Here is a 19,000-nt window from a genome sequence, read left to right as displayed (position 1 = left end):
GGGGGTGACCTCTGCCCTTGTTGTTTCCGGCGGTTTTTTTGCGGCGCGATCAGAACCGATAGTTCAACTGGGCCGCCAGGTTGTGCAATGTGCCTTCACTGGTGCCGATAGCCCGATGATTGCTGCCCGCCGGGTTCTCCACTGCGGTTACATCACCTTCAGTGATTCGAATCCAGGAGTAGGCCAGATCAACCGACAGGTTGTCCCACCATTGGTAGCTGGCCCCCAGGCCGACGATATAGCGGTCGTTATCCGGCCCCCGCGGGGTGCGGAAATCCGAGTTGCGCAGCGGGCTCTGGTCAAAGCTGACGCCGGTCCGGAGGGTTAACCGGTCATCCCATGCATAGCTGGCACCAACGCCGAAACGGTAACTGTCCTCAAATTCCAGTGGCTGAACCAGATCTCGCCGGCGCACATCGTCACCGCTTTCGGTAATGTCTGAGCCACCCCGGGCAGAGGTGTCTACGTACGATAAACGCAGTTCGTCATACACGCTCCAGTTGGTGTAGGTGACGCTGCCCATCACCGCTATGCGGTCTGTCCATTGATGGAATGCGCTCAGCGTCAGTACATCGGGCAGGGTGATGGTGGATTCCAGGTCGCCGCCCAGGGCGCCACGCTCATCGAACGCGGAGGCAACGGCATCCCGGGCATCTTCCTCGGTTATGTTGGCGAAGCCCTGAACCGTCTGTACCAGGCGTTCCCGGAACTCCGGGTCAAACACTTCTTTACGCGTGGCCTGGCCGGTGGCCACGTGCTCGGTGCGACTGCGGTAATTCAGCCCGAAACGGGTTCGGTCGCTGTATTCCCACAACAAGCCAAAGCTCAGGCCGAAGGCCATGCTGTCGATTTCAATGTCGTTCTCGATATCGAACTGAGAGCCAATGCGGGCGACGGCATCTTCCGCCGTGGCGCGGGCAGCGGCTTCGCCTTCCTGTTTCCGAACTCGATCCACCAGGGCTTCCGCCACCAGATAACCGGTATCAATCTGATTGGTGAGCTTGGCGTCATACATCTGGATGAAGCCACCAAAACCAACGGTCACCGTGTCGGTAGCGCGGAAGGCGAACACCGGGTTGATATTGACCGTAGTCTGGGAGGTTTCCTCGGAATGATAGCGCCCAGCCCAACCGGCGGGAAAATCACTGCCCGAGGCGAAGGGTGCATAGATGCCGACGCCCACAGCGGCATCGTCACTGATCCGGTGCGCCAGATACAGGTGCGGCGCGATGGAGACTTCCTTGCTGGTGGCATTGCCCGGGCCGCTCACCGGTGTTGGATCAAGGCCGTAGGGCAGCTCGATTTTTTCCCGCTGCACGCGCACGTTGTAGTTCAGGTCGGCGTAGATGGCGCTGACGCCAAGACTGGTCTGTGTACCGGTCAGCCGAAGCAGTCCGGCGGGGTTGTGGGCAACCACCGAAGCATCTTCCAGCAGGGCCGCAGTGCCGGCAAAGCCATGGCCTGTTTCCTTGGTGCCGTGCTGGGTCAGTTCCAGACCAGCGCCATGTGCAGTCGATGAAGCAGCCATGATGGCTACGGGCAGCCATGCCCGCAGCGGAATGTTTGCAGAAAACATAATACTGTCCTGTTAACGGGTCAGAGACGAACGTCGATAAATTCTTCGATAACGGTGAGTTCAGACGGGGTGTTGAAGAAGTTCGCCACCTGCATCTGCATTTCAAAGTGGACCTCTTCGCCGTTTGGCAGCGCCACGGTGGCGTCGGGATCATCGCTGCGCGGGTCGTCTACCAGGGTGTCTGGCAGCAGCGGCGAGGAGTGGGCGCCGAAGCGGAAAGGCACGGCAATTTGCAGGCCCGGCGGCGTGGTGCCGTCGGCTCGGGTTGAAGGGCTAACCTTGCCATTGTTCAGGTTGTCCTGGCGGACAAACTCCAGCCCCATGGCGTTAGCCAGCGGGGTGCTGCCGGCAAGCGGTGCGTTCTGGTCAACCGAGGGTGGCAACACCAGGTCAGACGGGCTGGCCTGGCTGCCGTCGTTACCAACCACCTGCGAGAGATATACCGGGCGGGCGAAACTCTCACCATTGCCATCGACCGGGTTGGCGATGGCTTGGGCGTGATTGAGCGGGTCCACCGAATCAATGGCGGCCTGCACTACGGCAAAGAACCGGAAGTAGTCCTCTGTGCCCGGAAACACGCCGGATTCTGCAAGGCCTGCAGCCAGCTGTGGCCCGATGGTGTCAGAGGCAGCCAGGGTTTCCATGATGCCGCCGGTGGGGGTCAGCATGGCAACGGAGCGAATGTCCGGGTCCTGGGCCAGGAAGGGTGCGGCAACGATGTTGCCCACGGAATGGCCGAGGAAGTGGATTTCGTTAAAGTTGACGTGGTTGAATAGATTGATATTAAAGCGACTGGCGTTGCAGGTTTTCAGCAGGCCCGCTTCACCGAGCAGGGCATCGGCCATACCGCACTGGCTCATCTGGCCGCTGCGAATGTAATGGGCAAGCGAAACCAGATCCAGCCCACCCTGGCGCAGGGTGTCGCGCTGGGTGAGCGGCTGGGACGGATTCAGGAAGTGAGCGCCGGAACCGTCAATCACGCCATCGGCTGTGTCGTCTTCAGCGCCAGTCAGGTCCAGATAATAGGTGCGCTCGATTTTAAGGGGAATGATGTTCCTGGCGGCGTTCAGCGATGAGTTATAAAGCTGGTCGTTCAGGTTGGCGGCGTGCAGGGCCAGCCGGCTGTCATCGGCCGGCAACTGGTTGCGCACCAGCCCGTGCAGGGGCATGTCGATGGCAATCACCGCGAAACCTTTTCGGGCCAGCTCAGAAGCAATGGCCAGGGCATTGGTTCTGTCCTGTTGGATGGCGTGTTGGAACATCACCAGAGGGTAACCACCCGCAGGCCGCGCTGGCACCCCGGATGCGCTTGGGTCTGGTACGGCAAGTACCACGGGAACCGTATTCCAGGTTGTCAGTTGTGGTGCCTGGGCATTATCACTGTTGCTGAGGCCGCGGGCATCGTCCGAGTTGCAGCTGCCGGCTTCGCAGGTCCATTTGGTTGACAGGACAGCGTCGTCGGTTGCCGGCGTATTGCCCCAGATGTCGGTATTTTCAGGCGTTGCAATGAAGGATGGCAGCTGAATCGTGCCAGGGTAGACTATGGCTTTATCACCCGGTGCTTTTGGTGCGTCCTGGCCGAGCAGCGAGCCAATGGTCAGAAAACAGATGGCGGTCTGGCAGGTTGTATCGCCATTGCCCGGCATCGAAAGCTGATTGTTCTTGATGGCCTTGGCGGCCGCCAGGAAGGTGTCATCCTGCTGCTGCGTGGTCACACCCCAGCCCAGCAACAGATCATCCCGGCCCAGGCCGAAACGGCTATCGTCCACCAACGGCGCTATGGCCGGGTTGGTGGTGCACTGCAACAGGGCTGGGTCGGACCGGTCCGGGCTGTCGCACTGGTCCAGCAGGTTGGTGCCCTTGGCAATGGACCATTGCAGTGGGCTGCCAACCAGGGCGCCTTCCGGGTCCAGTACGCCCTTGGTAATCACCGCGGTGTAGCTGGTGCCTTTGTCCAGGGCGCGAGTGGGGATGATCAACAGCTCGCGCGCCTCGGCGTTGTATTGCACGCGGTAATCGGTTTCCGGTTCCAGCTCACGGTCTACGGCTGTGGGCTGAACCCGCTCCGGATAGGTGTCACCGGTCGTGATCATCCGGAAAACCCGAACGGTGTCGCCTGCCTGCAGGCTGGCGGCATCCACATCACCGGTAAAGGCGACCCGCCAGGGGGCGATGGTGGAGAAACCGTCCAGTTCGTTCAGGCCTTGGGCCAGTGCGGCGGAAGAAGCCTCCGGGTCGGCTACCGGCGCGTTAATGGTGCCGTCTTTCGCAGCGGAAGCGTCGGCCTCGAACAGCAGGTTGGTGGGAAATGGCAGAACCTGGTTGGCTGGGTCAAAGGCGACGTTTACTGTGGAGAACGCGCGTTCACCCTGATCTCCTGAACCGCTGCCTGAGCCCGTGGCATCGTTGGAAGTGGCTTCACCTCCTGTGCTCAGGCACCCGGTCAGCATGATTGCAATGGAACTTGCCAGTAGTCCTTTGACTGAAGCAACCGGCAGACGGCTTGACTGCAACTTCATTGTGCAACACCCCACATTACGGCTTTTCGTATTTGTTTACAGAACGGAACAGGATGTTACGTATTGGGTGCAGGGGTTTATTGGCCTGATCGGCATGGGGGTGCGTCAGAACGGCATAATCAGATAACTTGGAGGTGCTGAGCCGTTGGCATACCGGTGTTTCAGCGTATTTGTGCTTTATGTCTCAAATTGGCCGGTTCATGCCTTTGCAGCGGTTTTCAGCCGGGAGAAGGTGGCAGGTACAACACCAAGCCACGAGGCAAGCTGGTTATCCGGCACCCGCCTGATCAGTTCCGGGTACTCATCAACCAGCAGCGTATAGCGTTCCCGGGCCGACATGGTGTGTTTGCGATATTCCCGCATGCTGGTGAGCTCTGCCATTTCCTCGGTCAGCACCAGGGCAAACCTGGCCCATAGCCCATCACCGTGGCTCTGGATGGCGGAACGGAAGGCAGCGAAATCGGCAACCCAGACGGTGGCGGGCAGTACACTGGTAAGGCACAGGGTATTGCGCACGGTGCGGCTGCGCCCGAACACTGGCCAGATCAGGTCGCCTTCTGTGAAGAAGTGGTGAATGGCGACTTTGCCGGTCGGAGATTCCCTGAACAGCCTGAGGATGCCGTACTGGATGAGATATACATTGGCCCAGGGGCGGTCGTGCTTTTCCAGTGGCGTTTCGGCGTCGATTCGTTTCTGGTCGAACAGGCGGGCGAGGTCACTCAGGAACCGGGCTTCGGGGTTGTCCTGTTTTTCATTCAGGCAGATTCCGAAGGCGTGGCTCAGGCCATTTAACAAGGTCACTTCCGCCGGGGCAGCGTCGTAGCGGATGATCTCGTTGGTTTCATCACCCAGTAAGCAGGGTGCGGAGGCCATTGGTGGCCTGAAACTGCTGTTCATAATCTAACCTTCGCGACATTGGCGTAGGTCAATTATCCCACCACAAAACAAACATCCAAAATGACTTAAATCATTAAGGATATTTGACTGAATCGATAAGCCGTCAGATTCGGAGCAAGCCACAGGTGGGGATCCTCCTCCCGAAACACGCTCCTGCGGCACATCCATGTGGCGCTTGGGCACCGCCATCCATGGCTCCGCACAGTTTCGGAAAGAGCCTCCCCACCTGTGGCAAAGGCACAATCTTGAAGGCTAAGGGATTAGAAAGCCACTCAGTAGCGGGTTCCCTCCTTGCAGTTAATCTTGTTCCACACATTGAACTTGCCAGAGGGCATCTTCATACACAGGTGGTAGACTGCTGCGCTTGAGGTAAAAGATCGTCTTTTGGAGACTCCATGGCGGCCGCGCTGGCATTGTTTGTAAAACTTCTTCCCCTGTATGTCACCGTTGCGCTCGGCTGGGTTGCCGGGCGCTATCTGGAGGCCAGTGGAAAACATATCGCCGGGATCATGCTTTACATCGTGACGCCTTCAGTGGTGTTCTCTGGTGTCATGGCGGCACCGCTGACGCCCCAGGTCATTCTGTTGCCCGCCCTGGTGTTCGGTTTCTGCACCCTGATTGCCCTGGTCCACCTGGCCATTGCCCGCCGATTGCTGACCGATGGTAGTGCGCCGGTCATCCCGTTATCGGTGGGTACCGGCAACACGGGTTATTTCGGGATACCCGTCGCCCTGCTGCTGTTTGGTGAACAGGGCCTGGCGCTCTACATCGTCTGCATGCTGGGCACCACGCTGTTTGAGAATTCGGTGGGGTTCTATCTGGCGGCAAGGGGCAAGTACAGCATTCGCGATGCACTGGTGCGGGTGGCGAGACTGCCGTCGGTGTATGCGTTTGTCGCAGCAGTGGCGTTGAATCTGTCGGGGGTGTCGATTCCGGAGGCGTTCGTGCCGTTGTTCGATAACCTGCGCGGCGCCTACAGTATTCTGGGCATGATGATCATCGGCATGGGCATACTGAGTTTCCGGGGCCTGGCCGGCAATCCGGTGTTCACCGGCCTGGCCTTCTTTGGCAAGTTCGTCAGCTGGCCTTTGCTGGCGCTGGCGTTCTGGTGGCTGGATGCCCATCTGCTGGGCATCTACGACCTGGCGGTGCACCAGGCCATTTTCCTGATTTCCATCACCCCGATTGCCGCGAACACGGTCGTGATCGCGACCCTGCTGGACGCCGCGCCCCGGCAGGCGGCAGGCACCACATTGCTCAGTACGCTGTTTGCGCTCGGCTTTATTCCGGTGATGATTGCCTTGGCGTTCGGAGCGTGATCTGGCTCAGCCCGGCAAATACTATCCCGCCAGCGAAACCCAGGGCATGAGCCTGCCAGACCACCGGCCCCCCGATGAAGTTGGCGGTATCGGCAAGGCCCAGCCCGGCAGACTCCATCACCAGTTTGCCGGCCAGCAAGACAAGCATGCTGGCCGACAACACCCAATCTTCCCTAAAACTACGGACAGCAAGGAGCGCCGCCAGCCCGTGCAGGCAGCCGGAAAAGCCCCGGTAGCCGGGCAGCTCCGGCAGCAGTAACAGAAGCCCCAGGGAAATAAAAATTGCCAGCCAGATCAGGGCGATGGACAGGGTTAGTAGTGGCAGAAAGCGTGGGTAGAGGGCCAGCACCAGGGCAAGCCCCGCAAGGTTGAGCACCAGGTGCCAACCGTTCAAATGAACCAGATGGCCGGTGACCAGTCGCCACCATTCGCCGGAATGAGCAAGGTCTGGCCGCCACTCAAGGCTGCTGGCCGGCGCAAGGCACAGAATGGCCAGCAGGGCCATCAGTGCCAGTGCGGGCTTGTTAACCGTTCGATACCCCAAGTGGGACACACTCCTCATAAATACAGACCGTTACGGTAACTGGCTGGCCTCCCGGTTCTACTGTCTCTAGTTTGCGCGAAATCTTGAAGTCTGAACAGAAAGGGATCTTCCCCGTGATACGTAAGTTCCGTTTGATGACCACCATGGTGCTCCTGCTGATGGCCTTGCCGGCCAACGCAGAATCAACCGATTCACTGCAACTGTGGATTGATGGCCAGAGCTACGATGTTGCCTTGACCAGCAATGAACGGCTGGCCTCGGCCCTGGCGCAACAGACCAAAGGGCATCACTACCGGGGACAGGTGGCCGAAGACCCGCAAAGCTGGGTCCGGGTCTCGCGCCTCGACGGCGGCTGGGAGGGGCTGGCTTATGTCTTCGGGCGAATGCACGCGGTTGGCGGTGACTCCGCCCGCAACCAGCTGGCCAATCAGAGCTTCAGCTTCCAGAGCGCCCCCCAGTGCGGCCTTGACCACGCCCACACCGAGGCAGAAATCTCTCCGGACTCGATCATGTCGCCGATGATGGCACAGGCGGTGTCTGCCAGTTACGACAGCCTGTGCGAGAACCGGGTGGCCGGTGCCTGCCTGCTGCTGGAGCTGGAAGTGGCGTTTGATAGGCAGTTTCAGGACCGGTTCCCGGGCGATTACCAGGACCGTGCGCTCAGTATTCTGAACATGGTGGAAGGGTTCTATTTCGAGCAACTGGGCATTGGGCTGGATACCCTTAGCATGACGTTTCTGCAGTCGGAAGTGTTCACGACCTCAACCAGCGCCAGTGATCTCCTGAATGATGTTCGAGCCAAGGTAGCCGATGGTAGCCTGCCTTTTCAGCAAAACGAGAGGGCATTGTTTCATCTGATCAGTGGCCGAGACTTCGATGGCTCTACGGCTGGTCTGGCCTGGGTCGGAACCTTGTGCAGTGCCCATGGCTATGGCACCGGGGTGACCAATGCCTTTGACTCGAATGTGCTGACCGCTGTGGTGGTGGCCCATGAACTTGGACACAACCTGGGTTCTGGTCATGACGGCGACGGCAACAGTTGTGAGGGCGGCTACATCATGAGTTCCTGGGCCAATAAGAACGCCACGAGTTTTTCAAATTGCTCAGAATCCAGCTTTATATCCACCATCAACAACCGCACCTCCCTGGACCAGTGCTTCAATTTCCCGGCGGATGTTTCCCTGGCTGAGGGCGAATCTAATCCTGAGGCTTTGGTTAGCGCTGAGAGTTTTGTGGCCTACTTTGACGTGGCCTACGAGCAGGCGTCCCAATCTGCGGATTGGCTGGAAGTCTCTGGCGAGATCGAAGGTGCCGGTGCCGCGTTTGAGCTGGTGACCATCGAAGGTGCGGCGTGTGAGACGGACGGTAGCACCTATCGTTGCAAAGACGTGGTTCCGGGCGCGAGTAATATGGCTCTGGTTATTCAAGGGCTGGCCGGGACCGGTGAAGAGCTGGTGATCTCGCAGCAGGTTTCGCTGATCAGCCTGAACGGTGAGGTTCTGGATGTCCGGCCGGAGAACAATCGGCTGGCGAGCCGCTTCAGCGTGGAGCCGGCAACGGAGTCAGAGCCGGACAGTGGCGGCGAGCAAACGGGGGATGGCGGCACTATCGTTCGTGCCAACCCGGACCAAACCGGCAACAACGCCTCAGTGGACTCCGGCGGCGGTAGCGGTGGTGGCAGTGTCGGACTTGGCTGGTTGGTTATGGCTGCCGCAGCAGGAGCCCTGAAATGGCGTCAGCGCAGGAGGGCAGTGTGAAACAGGCTCCGGTATTTGGTGCAGTCATTCTATCCTTGCTGCTGGCGGGTTGTGCGGGTGCAGGCAAAGACAAAGACATGAGCCCGGTAAGCACTATTGAAGAGGCCAGGGCCCTCTGGCAGTCCCAGGGGGTAAAGGGCTACGAAGTCACCATCGAACAAACCTGTTTCTGCCCACCGGACCTACTGCAACCCATGCGCGTGACGGTCAGGGAGGGCAGGGTGATCGACATTGAGGGGCTGGGGCAACCCCTCAACCACCCGGACATTCTGGATGAGCGCAGGCTCACCATCGAAGGTTTGCTGGACCTGGTAGAGCAGGCCCGGGGCAGTGCCGACAAACTGTTGGTGGAATACGATCCGCACTATGGCTTCCCGGTATCGCTGGAAGTCGACTACAGCCCGTTAATCGCAGATGATGAATTTTCCTACCGGCTGACCGACTTCCAGGCCTACTGATCGCCTCAGTTTTCCTGGGCGACCAGCCGGTTTGCAGCTCGGGCATTGGCGATGTCTGACCGGGCATGGCGAACCACGCTGATACCTGCGGTCAGGGCCAGGGTGCCCATAATGCCCGCCACAATCAGGTCCGGCCAGGCGGAGCCGGTGCCAAATACGCCCAGGGCTGCGCCCATCACCGCCAGATTGCCGATGGCATCGTTACGGCTGCAAAGCCAGACCGAGCGCATATCGGAATCACCCTCCCGGAACTTGAACAGCATAACGGCCACACCTACGTTGGCCGCCAGGGCCAGTAACCCGACAAGCCCCATGGTCAGTGGCTCCGGTGTAACGCCGCTCTGGAGCACCCAGATGGCGCGGCCCCAGACCACCAGACCAAAGGTAGCCATGGTTAATCCTTTGACCAAGGCCGCCCGCCCACGCCAGAGCATGCCCATGCTCAGCACACTCAGGGAAAGCAGGTAGTTGGCGCTGTCGCCAAAGAAGTCGATGGCGTCCGCCATGAGTGCGACGGAGCCGGACTGAAGGCTTGCCAGGCCTTCCACGAAGAACATGGCGAGATTCACCCACAGGGCAATCCAGAGCGCTTTACGAAAGCCCGGAGCCGGGCCTTGGGGTTCCGGTACGGAACAGCTGCATGCCATCAGAGACCTCCTTTGAATCAGGTTGTCTCTATTGAAAACCCTGAAGTTGCTACAGGGTCAACTCTTCAGCTGAGATTATTTTCCATGGGTGCCGGGAACGTGGTTAGCATGGTGGTTACCTTCAAGTTGACCGATTTCTGAGTTAAGACCATCCAGAATCCCGCATTCGCTGACGGTTCTCCCCCGAGAGCAGGCCTGTTGCAGTCGTTCCAGCGTCTTCTCCAACCGGGTCAGTTCCGCGAGACGCTCCCGTACATGGTGCAGGTGTCTGGCAAGCAAGGCATCTACCTCGCCGCAGTCCGCCTCGGGCTGGTTGGTAAGCTGGATCAGTTCCCGGATTTCGTCCTGGGTCATGTCCAGATTGCGGCAGCGTTTGATGAACAGCAATCGATCAAGGTGATCACGCCGGTATTGGCGATAGCCGCTGGCATTGCGGCCTGGCTCGGGCATCAGGCCGATTTTTTCGTAGTAGCGAATGGTCTCCACCGGAAGGCCCGCTGTCTTTGATAACTCGCCGATTTTCATGCTCAGGCCCCGCCCATGTCTGGATGTTTGTTCGCCCAACGGATGATCTCAATCAATTCTCGCGTTTATGGCGACAATTTGAAACCGCCGTTTAATTGCCTTCTCGGTTCTGGTTCCGTCGGCAGACTGTGTTAGGCTTTTGGGAACTTTAACAGGGAGTTAGCGAACCAAGACCCTGTTGAACCCCGGGACAGGAGACCCTATGCAGTCAGCGCCACCGTTACCCGCCGTCAGTTTGCTGCTTCGTGGCGCTGCGTTATTGGTGGTTTGGTGGGCGCTAACGCTCGGTGAAACGTCTGCTCTGGGTTTTGGCCTGGGGGTGACCGCCCTCGTGGCCTGGCTGTCGGTACGCCTGTTTCCCCCATCCGGCTACCGCCCCCAGCCCCTTGGGCTGCTGTCGTTTCTCGGTTACTTTCTCACCCGCTCGGTGGTGGCCGGGCTGGATGTCGCGCGGCGCTTGCTGTCACCCGCCTTGCCGGTTCACCCGGGTGAAATCATCCTGACCCTTCACTTGCCCGAGGGCAGCCCTCGCTGGCTGCTGGCCAACACCCTGTCCCTTATGCCCGGTACCCTGAGCGCGTTGCTTGAGGGCGACCAACTGACCCTGCACTGTCTGGATACCCGAGAGCCAGTAGAGCAGGACGTGCGGGAGACTGAGCGGCAGGTGGCGCGGGTTTTCGGACTCTCCCTGGACGACATCGGGAGGACGGTACGGTGACCCTGATACTCAATGCCGTTGCCGCCTTCCTGTTGCTGACCCTGCTGATAGCCCTGATCCGCATCTGGCGGGGGCCGGCCCCGGCCGACCGGATGCTGGCATCACAACTGTTCGGCACAACCGGTGTGGCTCTGTTACTGGTGCTGTCCTACGCCCAATCCATGCCCGCACTGATGGATGTGGCGCTGACACTGGCGGTGTTGTCGGTACTCGCGATCGTGGCGTTTGTGACCCGGGTGGTGCGCATCGAACAGCCCTTGGATGATGACGGAGGCCGCCATGATTGATTCAGCCATGTTTGCGGTTCAGGTGGTGTTGTTGGTTCTCGGTTGTCTGTTTTTTGCCGTGGGCACCCTCGGTCTGTTCCGATTCTCCGACACCCTGACTCGTATCCATGCTCTGACCAAGGTGGACAACCTCGGGTTGGGCTTTATTGTGCTGGCGCTTTTGCCACTGGCACCGTCGTTGGCGGGTGGCCTGAAAATGGTGCTGATCTGGGCGGCAGCTCTTGCTGCCAGCGCAACGTCTGCTCATCTGATTGCCCGCGCAGTGCATGTGCGCCCGGAGCATTCCGCGGTTGAGGAGTCAGCCGATGATTGAGTGGCTGGTGGATTCCATCTTGGTGCTGGCGTTGTTGACGACCGCGGTCGGGGTTTTGTGGTCCCGCAACCTGTTCCGGGCGGTGGTCATGTTTATCGCCTTTGGCTTGCTGATGGCTCTGGCCTGGGTTCGCCTTCAGGCCCCGGACATTGCACTGGCAGAAGCCGCCATCGGTGCCGGCCTGGCAGGCGTGTTGCTGCTGGATGCGGCCAGGCATTTGGGGTACAACCGGCGTTGCGGTGGTGAAGACGATGACCAAGGCGGGGCGTCGGGATGAGGCGTTTTTTTGGCGTTACCATCCTCGCTGCCGTGTGCCTGGCCTTTGCTGGTACGCTGTTGATCACGGTCTGGCAGATTTCCGGTACCCGGGCGCCGGTCGACTTGCCCGGATTGCTGGCGGATAACCTTGAGGCCAGTGGAGTAGAGCATCCGATCACCGCTGTGTTGTTGAACTTTCGCAGTTACGACACGCTGCTTGAGATCGGCGTGTTGGTCATCGCCGGGATTGCGGGTATCTCCATGGCGAAAACGACGTCCCTGGAAGATCCTCTCCTGCGCACTTCAGATTCCTTGTTGTATGCCCTGCAGCGCTGGTTTGTGCCGCTGATGCTGGTACTTGCCGGCTACCTGTTGTGGGCGGGTTCCGACCGCCCCGGGGGAGCGTTCCAGGCCGGGGCCGTGTTGGCGGCGTCGGGCGTGATGATGCGTCTTGGCGGGATCCCGATGGAGTTTCTGCGCCCCGGCGTGTTGTTGCGTTTGGGGCTGGCGCTGGGCTTTTCCGTATTTCTGCTGGTGGCAGTGGCCAGTGCCCTGGCCGGCGATGCCTTCCTCGCGTACCCGGAAGCCTTTAACAAACCTCTGATCCTGGTCATCGAAACCGTGCTTACGTTCTCCATTGCGATGGTATTGCTGGCTCTGTTTGTGTCGGCACCGGTTAACGGCGCTGAAGAACCGGAAGAAGGGGAGCGCGGATGACCTCGGCCCTGTTGTATGCATTCGCTGGCGTTGCCTTATGTGGTATTGGCCTGTTCGGGTTTCTGCGCCTGCAGCACCTGCTGCGCAAGTTGATGGCGTTCAACCTGATCGGTTCCGGCGTATTTCTGATCATGGTTGGTCTGGCTCAGCGCAACGGTGAGCCAGATCCTGTGCCCCAGGCTCTGGTGCTCACCGGCATTGTGGTGGCTATTGCAGCAACAGCACTGGCGGTGGTGTTAATCCGCCGGTACTACCATTTGTCAGGCCAGACCACGCTGGCCGAGCCTGCCGCGAAGAGCACCCGGCCCAATGCTCGGGCTGTGAACCGGGAGGGCACAGCCGAATGACACTGTGGTTAATGGCGGGATTGCTGTTCACACCCCTGGCCTGGGCAGTGCTGACCCTGTTGCTGGATTTCAGCAAAGGCCGGGTGGTGACCTGGCTTGGTATCCTGGTGCAGGTGTTGGTGTCTCTGGGCTTGTGGGCCGCCGTGGCCAGCGAGGGCGGTTTTCTTTACCTGCTCGGTGGTTGGCAGGCGCCACTGGGCATTGAGCTGCGTGTGGATGGCCTGGCGGTAACCTTCGTGTTGCTGACGTCTCTGGTAGCGGCCGCTTGCGGCTGGCACGCCAGCATCTACCTGGCCCCCGGCAAGCCGTGGCACCGGTATTTCTGGCCGCTGTTCTGGTTTCTTTGGGCCGGGCTGAACGCGGTCTGGCTGGGCGGCGATCTGTTCAATCTGTATGTGGGGCTGGAGCTGATCAGCCTTGCCGCCGTGGGACTGGTGGCGTTGGGCGGCCGGGCGGATGCACTCAGGGCTGCCATTCGCTACCTGATGGCGGCTTTGCTGGGTTCCCTGGCGTACCTGCTTGGTGTGGCCCTGATTTACGGCCAGTTTGGCACCCTGTCGCTGGCAGGCGTGACCGAGCTGATGAATAGCGGTGATGTTCAGTCGGGCCTGACCTTTCCGCTGATCCTGATGCTGCTGGGCCTGGCCCTGAAAACCGCGTTGTTCCCGATGCACGGTTGGTTGCCGCCGGCCCATGGCATCGCCAAGTCGCCGGTCAGTGCGCTGTTGTCTGCGTTAGTGGTCAAAGCCTCGTTCTACATTGCAGCCAGGCTTTGGCTGGACCTCGGCCGCGACCTGGGTGGCTACGCCCTGGCTCAGTTGATAGGCGTGCTGGGAAGTCTGGCGGTTATCTGGGGGAGTTGGCTGGCGTTCCGGCAGGCCAAACTGAAACAGGTGGTTGCCTATTCCTCCGTGGCGCAGATTGGCTATCTGTTTTTGCTGTTCCCGCTCACCTGGGGCGTCACCGACGCCATATCCCAACAGGCGCAACAGGGCATTACCCTGCAGGTGGTCAGCCATGCCCTGGCCAAGGCCGCGATGTTCCTGGCCGCAGGCAACCTGATCATGTCGGTAGGCAGTAACCGGGTGGATGCCCTGGCGGGGGTTAGCCGGTTCCTGCCATTCTCGCTGTTTTCCTTTGGCCTGGCTGGCGTGTCGTTGATGGGGCTACCGCCTACCGGAGGCTTTGCCGCCAAATGGTTGCTGCTCCAGGCCAGCCTGGCCAGTGGCCAATGGTGGTGGCTGGGGGTTCTGCTGGCGGGTGGTTTGCTTTCTGCCGCCTATGTCTTCCGGGTTTACCGGGCGTCGTTCATTGAAGCGACAGACACTGACCAGTTCTATCACCCGTCCAGGAGCCTGGAGGTGATACCGATGATTCTGGCGTTGATGTCGCTTGGCCTTGGCCTGGTGGCGGAGCCGGTGTTGTCGGTGATGTCACTGCCGTTTGAGGGGGCCGGCCCATGAACCTGAGCGTGTTAATGCCGGTCTTTGCGCTGATGACCTCGTTGCTGGCGTCGGTGGTTCTGTTCGCGTTGCCGGAGAAAGGGCACCGCCTGAGAACCATCATTAACCTGGCCGCCGCTATTCTGAAGATTGCCCTGGTGGGCGTGATGATCTGGGGTGTGGCCCAGGGGCGCGAGTACGAGGCCGCGTTCACCATGGTGCCCGGTGTGGAATTCGTGCTGAGGGCCGATGCGCTGTCGCTGTTGTTTGCCGGGTTGTCTGCCGTACTGTGGTTACTGACCACCATCTATGCCGTTGGCTATCTCGAGGACTCCCCGAACCGGAGCCGGTTCTTCGGTTTTTTCAGCCTGTGTGTGGCCAGCACCATGGGTATTGCCCTTGCGGGCAACCTGTTCACCTTCTTTCTGTTCTACGAAATGCTCACCCTTTCCACCTATCCGCTGGTGGTGCATCGTGGCACCCCCAAAGCATTGCGGGCCGGGCGGAACTACATCATCTACACGCTGACCGGTGGCGCGGTGTTGCTGTTTGCCATTGCCTGGCTGCATGGTCTGGTAGGGGATCTCAGGTTCCGGGAAGGGGGCTACTTCTCAGACATTGCCCCACCAATGCAGGGGCCTCTGACGATCATTTTCGTGCTGATGATCGTCGGGCTGGGGGTAAAGGCGGCCCTGGTACCATTCCACGGCTGGCTGCCCCAGGCCATGGTAGCCCCGGCACCGGTCAGTGCCCTGCTGCATGCCGTGGCGGTGGTGAAGGCTGGTGCCTTTGGCATTATTCGTGTGGTCTTTGAGATCTACGGGTTGGAAGCGGCGAAAGACATGGGGCTGCTGGCCGGGCTTTCGGTCGTGGCCGCCTTCACCATTATCTATGGCTCCACGCGTGCCCTGTACCAGGTTGACCTGAAACGTCGGCTGGCGTTTTCAACGGTCAGCCAGGTGTCCTATATCGTGCTGGGGTTGTGCCTGTTCGGGCCGGTGGGGGTGGTCGGTGGCCTGGTGCATCTGGTGCATCAGGGCATCATGAAGATCACCCTGTTTTTCTGTGCTGGTAATTATGCTGAAACCCTCGGAGTGCACCGCATCGATGAACTGGACGGCGCAGGCAAACGCATGCCGGGCACTTCGGTGGCGTTTACCCTGGGCGCCTTTGGCATGATTGGTGCCCCACCGTTGGCGGGGTTTATTACCAAATGGACCATGGGCAGCGGTGCACTCGCGGTCGGTATGGACTGGGTAGTAGCGGTGCTGGTGATCAGCAGCCTGCTTAATGCTGCCTACTTCCTCCCGATACTACACCGGCTCTGGTTTGCCGAGCAGAGCGAGCCGTGGCCCCACGAGCGCCGTTGGGGACGCCTTGAAACCAGCGCCTGGCTGCTATGGCCGCCGCTTATCACGGCCGTTTTGATGGTGGTAGCAGGGCTGATTGCTAACTTGCCGTTCAGCCCCTTGAGTTGGGCAGAACTGATCGTGGTGCGTGAGGTGACGCTGTGATGTTTGCGTCAAACCTCTTGCTGTTGTTGGCGATTATCCTGCCGCTGGCCTCGTTGCTACTGGCGCTGCGCCCCGATTGGCAGCAGGCTTATCGCTACTGTTTGCCAGTGTTGCCCTTGCCCGCCTTGTTGGCAGGCCTGACATTGGGGCCAGACGCGTCCCTTGAACTGCCGGGGCTGCTGTTCGGCGGCCTGTGGGGGCTGGATGAGCTGCGCCAGGTATTTCTGGTTCTGACGGCAATGCTTTGGCTGGCGGCCGGTGTCTTCGCTGTCGGCTATCTGAAGGTGCATTACCTGCGGCGTTTCTGTGTGTTCTGGGCGCTGACCCTGGCCGGGAATCTGGGGCTGGTGATGGCTCAGGATATTGCCAGCTTCTATAGCTTCTTCGCCTTGATGACCTTTGCCGGTTATGGCCTGGTGGTGCACGAGGGAACGGGAGAGGCCAACCACGCGGGGCGCGTCTACCTGGCCATGGCGGTTGTGGGTGAAATGGCAATTCTGTCGGGCCTGCTGATGGCCGCCCAGCAGGCAGGTAGTGGCTTGTTGGCCGATCTGCCTGCCGCTGTGGCGGAGGCCGACCGGCGTTGGTTGATCATGTTCCTGTTGTTGGCGGGGTTCGGGGTTAAGGCGGGCTTGCCATTGCTGCATTTCTGGTTGCCCTTGGCCCATCCGGTAGCGCCGACGCCAGCCAGTGCGGTGCTCAGTGGCGCCATGATCAAAGCCGGCCTGTTGGGTTGGCTGGTCACTTTGCCGTTTGGTGAGGTGGCGTTGCCGGGCTGGGGTAATGCGCTGGTGATCCTGGGCGCCGTCGGTTCTCTGGGTGGTGCTGTGCTGGGTGTTCGCCAGCGGCGCCCAAAAACCGTGTTGGCCTATTCCAGCATTAGCCAGATGGGTCTGATGACACTGATGGTGGGCGCGGCGCTGACCAATGCGGAGTATGCGGGCCCGCTGTTTGCGGTGATGGCGCTGTACGTGCTGCATCATGGCTTGGCCAAGGGCAGCCTGTTCCTGTCGACCGCCATGGCACTGCCGTCCAGCCGCAGTGGACAGTGGCTGGTGTGGTTGCTGATAGCACTGCCGGGATTGTCTCTGGCCGGCTTGCCGTTCACCAGTGGTGCGGCTAGCAAGCTGGCCATGAAGGAACTGCTCAAGCCGGATAGCCTCGAGTTTGCGATGGCACCTTACCTGCTAATGCTGATGAGTGCGGGTGCCGTGGCCACTATGGTACTGGTGTGGCGTTTTCTCTGGGTGCAGCGGGCTCACGCCAGGGTGGGCGGTAACCCGGCGTTTATGTGGCTTGGCTGGGCAATGGCAACCGCCGCCAGTCTGGTGTTGTTCTGGTGGTTGCCCTGGCACCCGGCAGTGCCTGAGAAAGCCTGGCTGGTTGCCATGGTCCGGGAAGCCTGGAGCCTGTTCTGGCCCATTCTGTTGGCCACGGTCATAGCAGCGGTGGCCTGGCGTTCAGTCAAACAGCGATAGCTGGTTGTCAGGCGGTTGCTTGCTGACGGCTTTCGGCCGTGTTTGGTGTGGCCCCTTGCGGCTGCCGTGGCGGTGCAGCACCCGGTCGGTTTCTTCCCGACTGACGTGCTGCTTGCGAAAGTCCCCCACCGCTTTACGCGCCGCCCTGGCGGCCTGTTCATGGTCACACACCGGGGCAATGTAGGTGTTGCCGCCGAATTTCGCTTTCTGGGCGGGCGTCATTAACCAGGGTGTATGGATCATTTCCGCGGGAACTCCTGCCAGTTCCGGAATCCAGCGGCGAATAAATTCGCCGTTCGGGTCCAGCTTCTGGCTTTGCAGAGCCGGGTTATAGATGCGCAGGGCGTTGATGCCGGTCAGGCCGGATTGCATCTGGGTCTGGGAATAGTGAATGCCCGGCTCGAAATCGGTGAACAACCGGGCCAGGTGTAAGGCCGGATCACGCCAGTGCAGCCAGAGTTGATAACTGGCTATGGCCATCAGCATCGCCCGCATCCGGAAGTTAATCCAGCCGGTGTGTTGAAGGGAGCGCATGCAGGCATCCACCAGCGGCCAACCTGTCTGCCCTTGCTGCCAGCGCTGCAACCGCTCTGAATCGTTTGGCCCGCTTTTCATGCCCTCCAGTTCCCGGTGCATGGCGCGGAATTCCAGCTCCGGTTCGTCTTCGAGTTTCTGGATAAAGTGGCAATGCCAGTGCAACCGGGAGCGAAAGCTGGTCAGGCTTTTCTGTTTCCGGGGCAGGGTATTACTGTGATTGCCGGCAGCCTTGGCCTGTTGGTAAATTTCCCGGAGGCTGACCGTGCCATAGGCGATATGAGGGCTCAGCCGGGAGCAGGCGCGCACGGCGGTATTGGGGCTGGAAATGTTGTACTGGTAACCCACGCAGCGGCGTTCCAGAAACGACGTCAGTAACGTCTCGCCGCGAATGCTGCCACCGGTTTGCCGATCCGGGCACCGGTCTGCTGCGGTGGCGCCGGGTTCGATACCGCGCCAGGCTACACTTTGGATGGCGCCGGCAAGGGGCACGGAGCCAGGTGCCTCAAGTACGGGCTGCCTCATCAGTTCTGTCCAGGCTTTATCCCATATGTCCCGGTCTTTGAGCCGGCGTACCACCCCGAACTGGTTCCACTCCCTGAACTCTATCTGATGTTCAGAACACCATTCGATAACCGACTTGTCGCGCTCGAAGGTCCATTGCCCGCCGGTTTCCTGATGGCAAAATACACGCTCAATGGCATGGCTTGCCTTGAGCTCGCTCAGGGCTTCGATGACGGACCCTCGCAACACTACCAGTTGGTTGCCCGCTTTGCGCAGCTGCTTATTCAGGTCATCCAGGGAATCCTGGATAAAGCACCATTGCCGCCCGCTGGTATCCGGTTGCTGCCAGTAGTCGTCTTCAATCACATACAGCGCAATAACCGGTTCCCCCAGATTGGCGGCCGCCACCAGCGGGGCGTGATCGCGGGTGCGCAAATCCCTCTTGAACCAGACCACGGTGGTCATGGTTGCGGGCTCCGGTTGCGGCGGCACCGTTCGCTGCAATAGCGAACCTGGTCCCAGTCTTTTGCCCATTTCTTGCGCCAGTTGAAAGGGCGCTGGCACACCGGGCAGGTTTTCTCGGGCAAGTGTGGTTTTTTGTGCATTCGCGATTTTTGGTTTTAACTGTATGAATGTGGGCAGATAT

General features: G+C 60.1%; 20 protein-coding genes. 12 read left to right on the top strand and 8 right to left on the bottom strand.

Annotated features, from left to right (window positions below):
- Nucleotides 1-49 precede the first annotated feature (49 nt).
- The 3 genes from ACTZWX_RS07910 to ACTZWX_RS07900 form a co-directional block, all read right to left on the bottom strand.
- The gene (locus ACTZWX_RS07910) at nucleotides 50-1,576 is read right to left on the bottom strand and encodes an OmpP1/FadL family transporter (RefSeq protein ID WP_444713470.1); all 1,527 of its coding nucleotides are present in this window, start codon (nucleotides 1,574-1,576) and stop codon (nucleotides 50-52) included.
- 20 nt (nucleotides 1,577-1,596) lie between these two features.
- Nucleotides 1,597-4,095, bottom strand: a complete 2,499-nt coding sequence (locus ACTZWX_RS07905; RefSeq protein WP_444713469.1) for a hypothetical protein — start codon at nucleotides 4,093-4,095, stop codon at nucleotides 1,597-1,599.
- 198 nt (nucleotides 4,096-4,293) lie between these two features.
- Nucleotides 4,294-4,992: a Crp/Fnr family transcriptional regulator gene (locus tag ACTZWX_RS07900; RefSeq protein WP_444713468.1), complete on the bottom strand. Its 699-nt coding sequence runs from the start codon at nucleotides 4,990-4,992 to the stop codon at nucleotides 4,294-4,296.
- Between the two features lie 395 nt (nucleotides 4,993-5,387).
- Between ACTZWX_RS07900 and ACTZWX_RS07895 the strand changes: the two genes are divergently transcribed.
- A complete protein-coding gene (locus tag ACTZWX_RS07895; protein ID WP_444713467.1) occupies nucleotides 5,388-6,311 on the top strand; it encodes an AEC family transporter in 924 nt (307 codons plus the stop codon).
- On the opposite strand, the gene rrtA is transcribed toward ACTZWX_RS07895, so the two are convergent.
- On the bottom strand, nucleotides 6,274-6,855 hold the full coding sequence (rrtA, locus tag ACTZWX_RS07890; RefSeq protein ID WP_444713466.1) for a rhombosortase: 582 nt from the start codon (nucleotides 6,853-6,855) through the stop codon (nucleotides 6,274-6,276). The genes ACTZWX_RS07895 and rrtA overlap by 38 nt on opposite strands.
- Nucleotides 6,856-6,968: 113 nt before the next feature.
- On the opposite strand from rrtA, the gene ACTZWX_RS07885 reads away from it, so the two are divergent.
- Both ACTZWX_RS07885 and ACTZWX_RS07880 read left to right on the top strand, forming a co-directional pair.
- The gene (locus ACTZWX_RS07885) at nucleotides 6,969-8,612 is read left to right on the top strand and encodes a M12 family metallo-peptidase (RefSeq protein WP_444713465.1); all 1,644 of its coding nucleotides are present in this window, start codon (nucleotides 6,969-6,971) and stop codon (nucleotides 8,610-8,612) included.
- Nucleotides 8,585-9,070, top strand: a complete 486-nt coding sequence (locus tag ACTZWX_RS07880; RefSeq protein ID WP_444713464.1) for a DUF6174 domain-containing protein — start codon at nucleotides 8,585-8,587, stop codon at nucleotides 9,068-9,070. The genes ACTZWX_RS07885 and ACTZWX_RS07880 overlap by 28 nt, the downstream gene beginning before the upstream one ends.
- A gap of 5 nt (nucleotides 9,071-9,075) precedes the next feature.
- Here the strand turns inward: ACTZWX_RS07880 and ACTZWX_RS07875 are convergent, their stop codons facing one another.
- Nucleotides 9,076-9,717, bottom strand: a complete 642-nt coding sequence (locus ACTZWX_RS07875; protein WP_444713463.1) for a cation transporter — start codon at nucleotides 9,715-9,717, stop codon at nucleotides 9,076-9,078.
- 75 nt (nucleotides 9,718-9,792) lie between these two features.
- On the bottom strand, nucleotides 9,793-10,242 hold the full coding sequence (gene cadR / locus ACTZWX_RS07870) for a Cd(II)/Pb(II)-responsive transcriptional regulator (RefSeq protein ID WP_444713462.1): 450 nt from the start codon (nucleotides 10,240-10,242) through the stop codon (nucleotides 9,793-9,795).
- A gap of 202 nt (nucleotides 10,243-10,444) precedes the next feature.
- Between cadR and ACTZWX_RS07865 the strand changes: the two genes are divergently transcribed.
- The 9 genes from ACTZWX_RS07865 to ACTZWX_RS07825 are packed head-to-tail and all read left to right on the top strand — an operon-like array spanning nucleotide 10,445 to nucleotide 17,316.
- Nucleotides 10,445-10,960 carry a Na+/H+ antiporter subunit E gene (locus ACTZWX_RS07865; RefSeq protein ID WP_444713461.1) on the top strand — a complete coding sequence of 172 codons (516 nt, stop codon included), beginning with the start codon at nucleotides 10,445-10,447 and terminating at the stop codon, nucleotides 10,958-10,960.
- Nucleotides 10,957-11,247: a monovalent cation/H+ antiporter complex subunit F gene (locus ACTZWX_RS07860; RefSeq protein ID WP_444713460.1), complete on the top strand. Its 291-nt coding sequence runs from the start codon at nucleotides 10,957-10,959 to the stop codon at nucleotides 11,245-11,247. Before ACTZWX_RS07865 ends, ACTZWX_RS07860 begins: the two co-directional genes overlap by 4 nt.
- Complete coding sequence (locus ACTZWX_RS07855; protein ID WP_444713459.1) at nucleotides 11,240-11,560, top strand: cation:proton antiporter; 321 nt, start codon at nucleotides 11,240-11,242, stop codon at nucleotides 11,558-11,560. Before ACTZWX_RS07860 ends, ACTZWX_RS07855 begins: the two co-directional genes overlap by 8 nt.
- A complete protein-coding gene (locus ACTZWX_RS07850; protein WP_444713458.1) occupies nucleotides 11,553-11,837 on the top strand; it encodes a Na(+)/H(+) antiporter subunit B in 285 nt (94 codons plus the stop codon). Before ACTZWX_RS07855 ends, ACTZWX_RS07850 begins: the two co-directional genes overlap by 8 nt.
- A complete protein-coding gene (locus tag ACTZWX_RS07845) occupies nucleotides 11,834-12,535 on the top strand; it encodes an MnhB domain-containing protein (RefSeq protein ID WP_444713457.1) in 702 nt (233 codons plus the stop codon). Before ACTZWX_RS07850 ends, ACTZWX_RS07845 begins: the two co-directional genes overlap by 4 nt.
- Entirely contained in the window at nucleotides 12,532-12,882 is a 351-nt protein-coding gene (locus ACTZWX_RS07840; protein ID WP_444713456.1) for an NADH-quinone oxidoreductase subunit K, read from the top strand. Before ACTZWX_RS07845 ends, ACTZWX_RS07840 begins: the two co-directional genes overlap by 4 nt.
- Nucleotides 12,879-14,345, top strand: coding sequence for a complex I subunit 5 family protein (locus ACTZWX_RS07835; protein WP_444713455.1), 1,467 nt, complete (start codon nucleotides 12,879-12,881; stop codon nucleotides 14,343-14,345). Before ACTZWX_RS07840 ends, ACTZWX_RS07835 begins: the two co-directional genes overlap by 4 nt.
- Nucleotides 14,342-15,838 carry a complex I subunit 5 family protein gene (locus ACTZWX_RS07830; protein WP_444713454.1) on the top strand — a complete coding sequence of 499 codons (1,497 nt, stop codon included), beginning with the start codon at nucleotides 14,342-14,344 and terminating at the stop codon, nucleotides 15,836-15,838. Before ACTZWX_RS07835 ends, ACTZWX_RS07830 begins: the two co-directional genes overlap by 4 nt.
- Complete coding sequence (locus ACTZWX_RS07825; RefSeq protein WP_444713453.1) at nucleotides 15,838-17,316, top strand: complex I subunit 5 family protein; 1,479 nt, start codon at nucleotides 15,838-15,840, stop codon at nucleotides 17,314-17,316. The genes ACTZWX_RS07830 and ACTZWX_RS07825 overlap by 1 nt, the downstream gene beginning before the upstream one ends.
- Here ACTZWX_RS07825 and ACTZWX_RS07820 read toward each other — a convergent pair.
- A complete protein-coding gene (locus ACTZWX_RS07820) occupies nucleotides 17,299-18,819 on the bottom strand; it encodes an FAD-binding domain-containing protein (protein ID WP_444713452.1) in 1,521 nt (506 codons plus the stop codon). The two genes, ACTZWX_RS07825 and ACTZWX_RS07820, sit on opposite strands and share 18 nt — an antisense overlap.
- Nucleotides 18,816-18,959, bottom strand: a complete 144-nt coding sequence (locus ACTZWX_RS07815; protein ID WP_072676429.1) for a DUF2256 domain-containing protein — start codon at nucleotides 18,957-18,959, stop codon at nucleotides 18,816-18,818. The genes ACTZWX_RS07820 and ACTZWX_RS07815 overlap by 4 nt, the downstream gene beginning before the upstream one ends.
- Between the last annotated feature and the right edge of the window lie 41 nt (nucleotides 18,960-19,000).

The organism is Marinobacter sp. NSM (assembly GCF_052380025.1).
In the GTDB taxonomy this organism is placed as follows: domain Bacteria; phylum Pseudomonadota; class Gammaproteobacteria; order Pseudomonadales; family Oleiphilaceae; genus Marinobacter.
This window is presented reverse-complemented; position numbering and strand designations above follow the sequence as displayed.

Bases quoted from the DNA above. Each gene is read 5' to 3' on its own strand.
- ACTZWX_RS07910 (WP_444713470.1), bottom strand. From the start codon at position 1,576: ATGTTTTCTGCAAACATTCCGCTGCGGGCATGGCTGCCCGTAGCCATC.
- ACTZWX_RS07905 (WP_444713469.1), bottom strand. From the start codon at position 4,095: ATGAAGTTGCAGTCAAGCCGTCTGCCGGTTGCTTCAGTCAAAGGACTA.
- ACTZWX_RS07900 (WP_444713468.1), bottom strand. From the start codon at position 4,992: ATGAACAGCAGTTTCAGGCCACCAATGGCCTCCGCACCCTGCTTACTG.
- ACTZWX_RS07895 (WP_444713467.1), top strand. From the start codon at position 5,388: ATGGCGGCCGCGCTGGCATTGTTTGTAAAACTTCTTCCCCTGTATGTC.
- ACTZWX_RS07880 (WP_444713464.1), top strand. From the start codon at position 8,585: ATGGCGTCAGCGCAGGAGGGCAGTGTGAAACAGGCTCCGGTATTTGGT.
- ACTZWX_RS07875 (WP_444713463.1), bottom strand. From the start codon at position 9,717: ATGGCATGCAGCTGTTCCGTACCGGAACCCCAAGGCCCGGCTCCGGGC.
- cadR (WP_444713462.1), bottom strand. From the start codon at position 10,242: ATGAAAATCGGCGAGTTATCAAAGACAGCGGGCCTTCCGGTGGAGACC.
- ACTZWX_RS07865 (WP_444713461.1), top strand. From the start codon at position 10,445: ATGCAGTCAGCGCCACCGTTACCCGCCGTCAGTTTGCTGCTTCGTGGC.
- ACTZWX_RS07855 (WP_444713459.1), top strand. From the start codon at position 11,240: ATGATTGATTCAGCCATGTTTGCGGTTCAGGTGGTGTTGTTGGTTCTC.
- ACTZWX_RS07850 (WP_444713458.1), top strand. From the start codon at position 11,553: ATGATTGAGTGGCTGGTGGATTCCATCTTGGTGCTGGCGTTGTTGACG.
- ACTZWX_RS07845 (WP_444713457.1), top strand. From the start codon at position 11,834: ATGAGGCGTTTTTTTGGCGTTACCATCCTCGCTGCCGTGTGCCTGGCC.
- ACTZWX_RS07840 (WP_444713456.1), top strand. From the start codon at position 12,532: ATGACCTCGGCCCTGTTGTATGCATTCGCTGGCGTTGCCTTATGTGGT.
- ACTZWX_RS07835 (WP_444713455.1), top strand. From the start codon at position 12,879: ATGACACTGTGGTTAATGGCGGGATTGCTGTTCACACCCCTGGCCTGG.
- ACTZWX_RS07830 (WP_444713454.1), top strand. From the start codon at position 14,342: ATGAACCTGAGCGTGTTAATGCCGGTCTTTGCGCTGATGACCTCGTTG.
- ACTZWX_RS07825 (WP_444713453.1), top strand. From the start codon at position 15,838: ATGTTTGCGTCAAACCTCTTGCTGTTGTTGGCGATTATCCTGCCGCTG.
- ACTZWX_RS07820 (WP_444713452.1), bottom strand. From the start codon at position 18,819: ATGACCACCGTGGTCTGGTTCAAGAGGGATTTGCGCACCCGCGATCAC.
- ACTZWX_RS07815 (WP_072676429.1), bottom strand. From the start codon at position 18,959: ATGCACAAAAAACCACACTTGCCCGAGAAAACCTGCCCGGTGTGCCAG.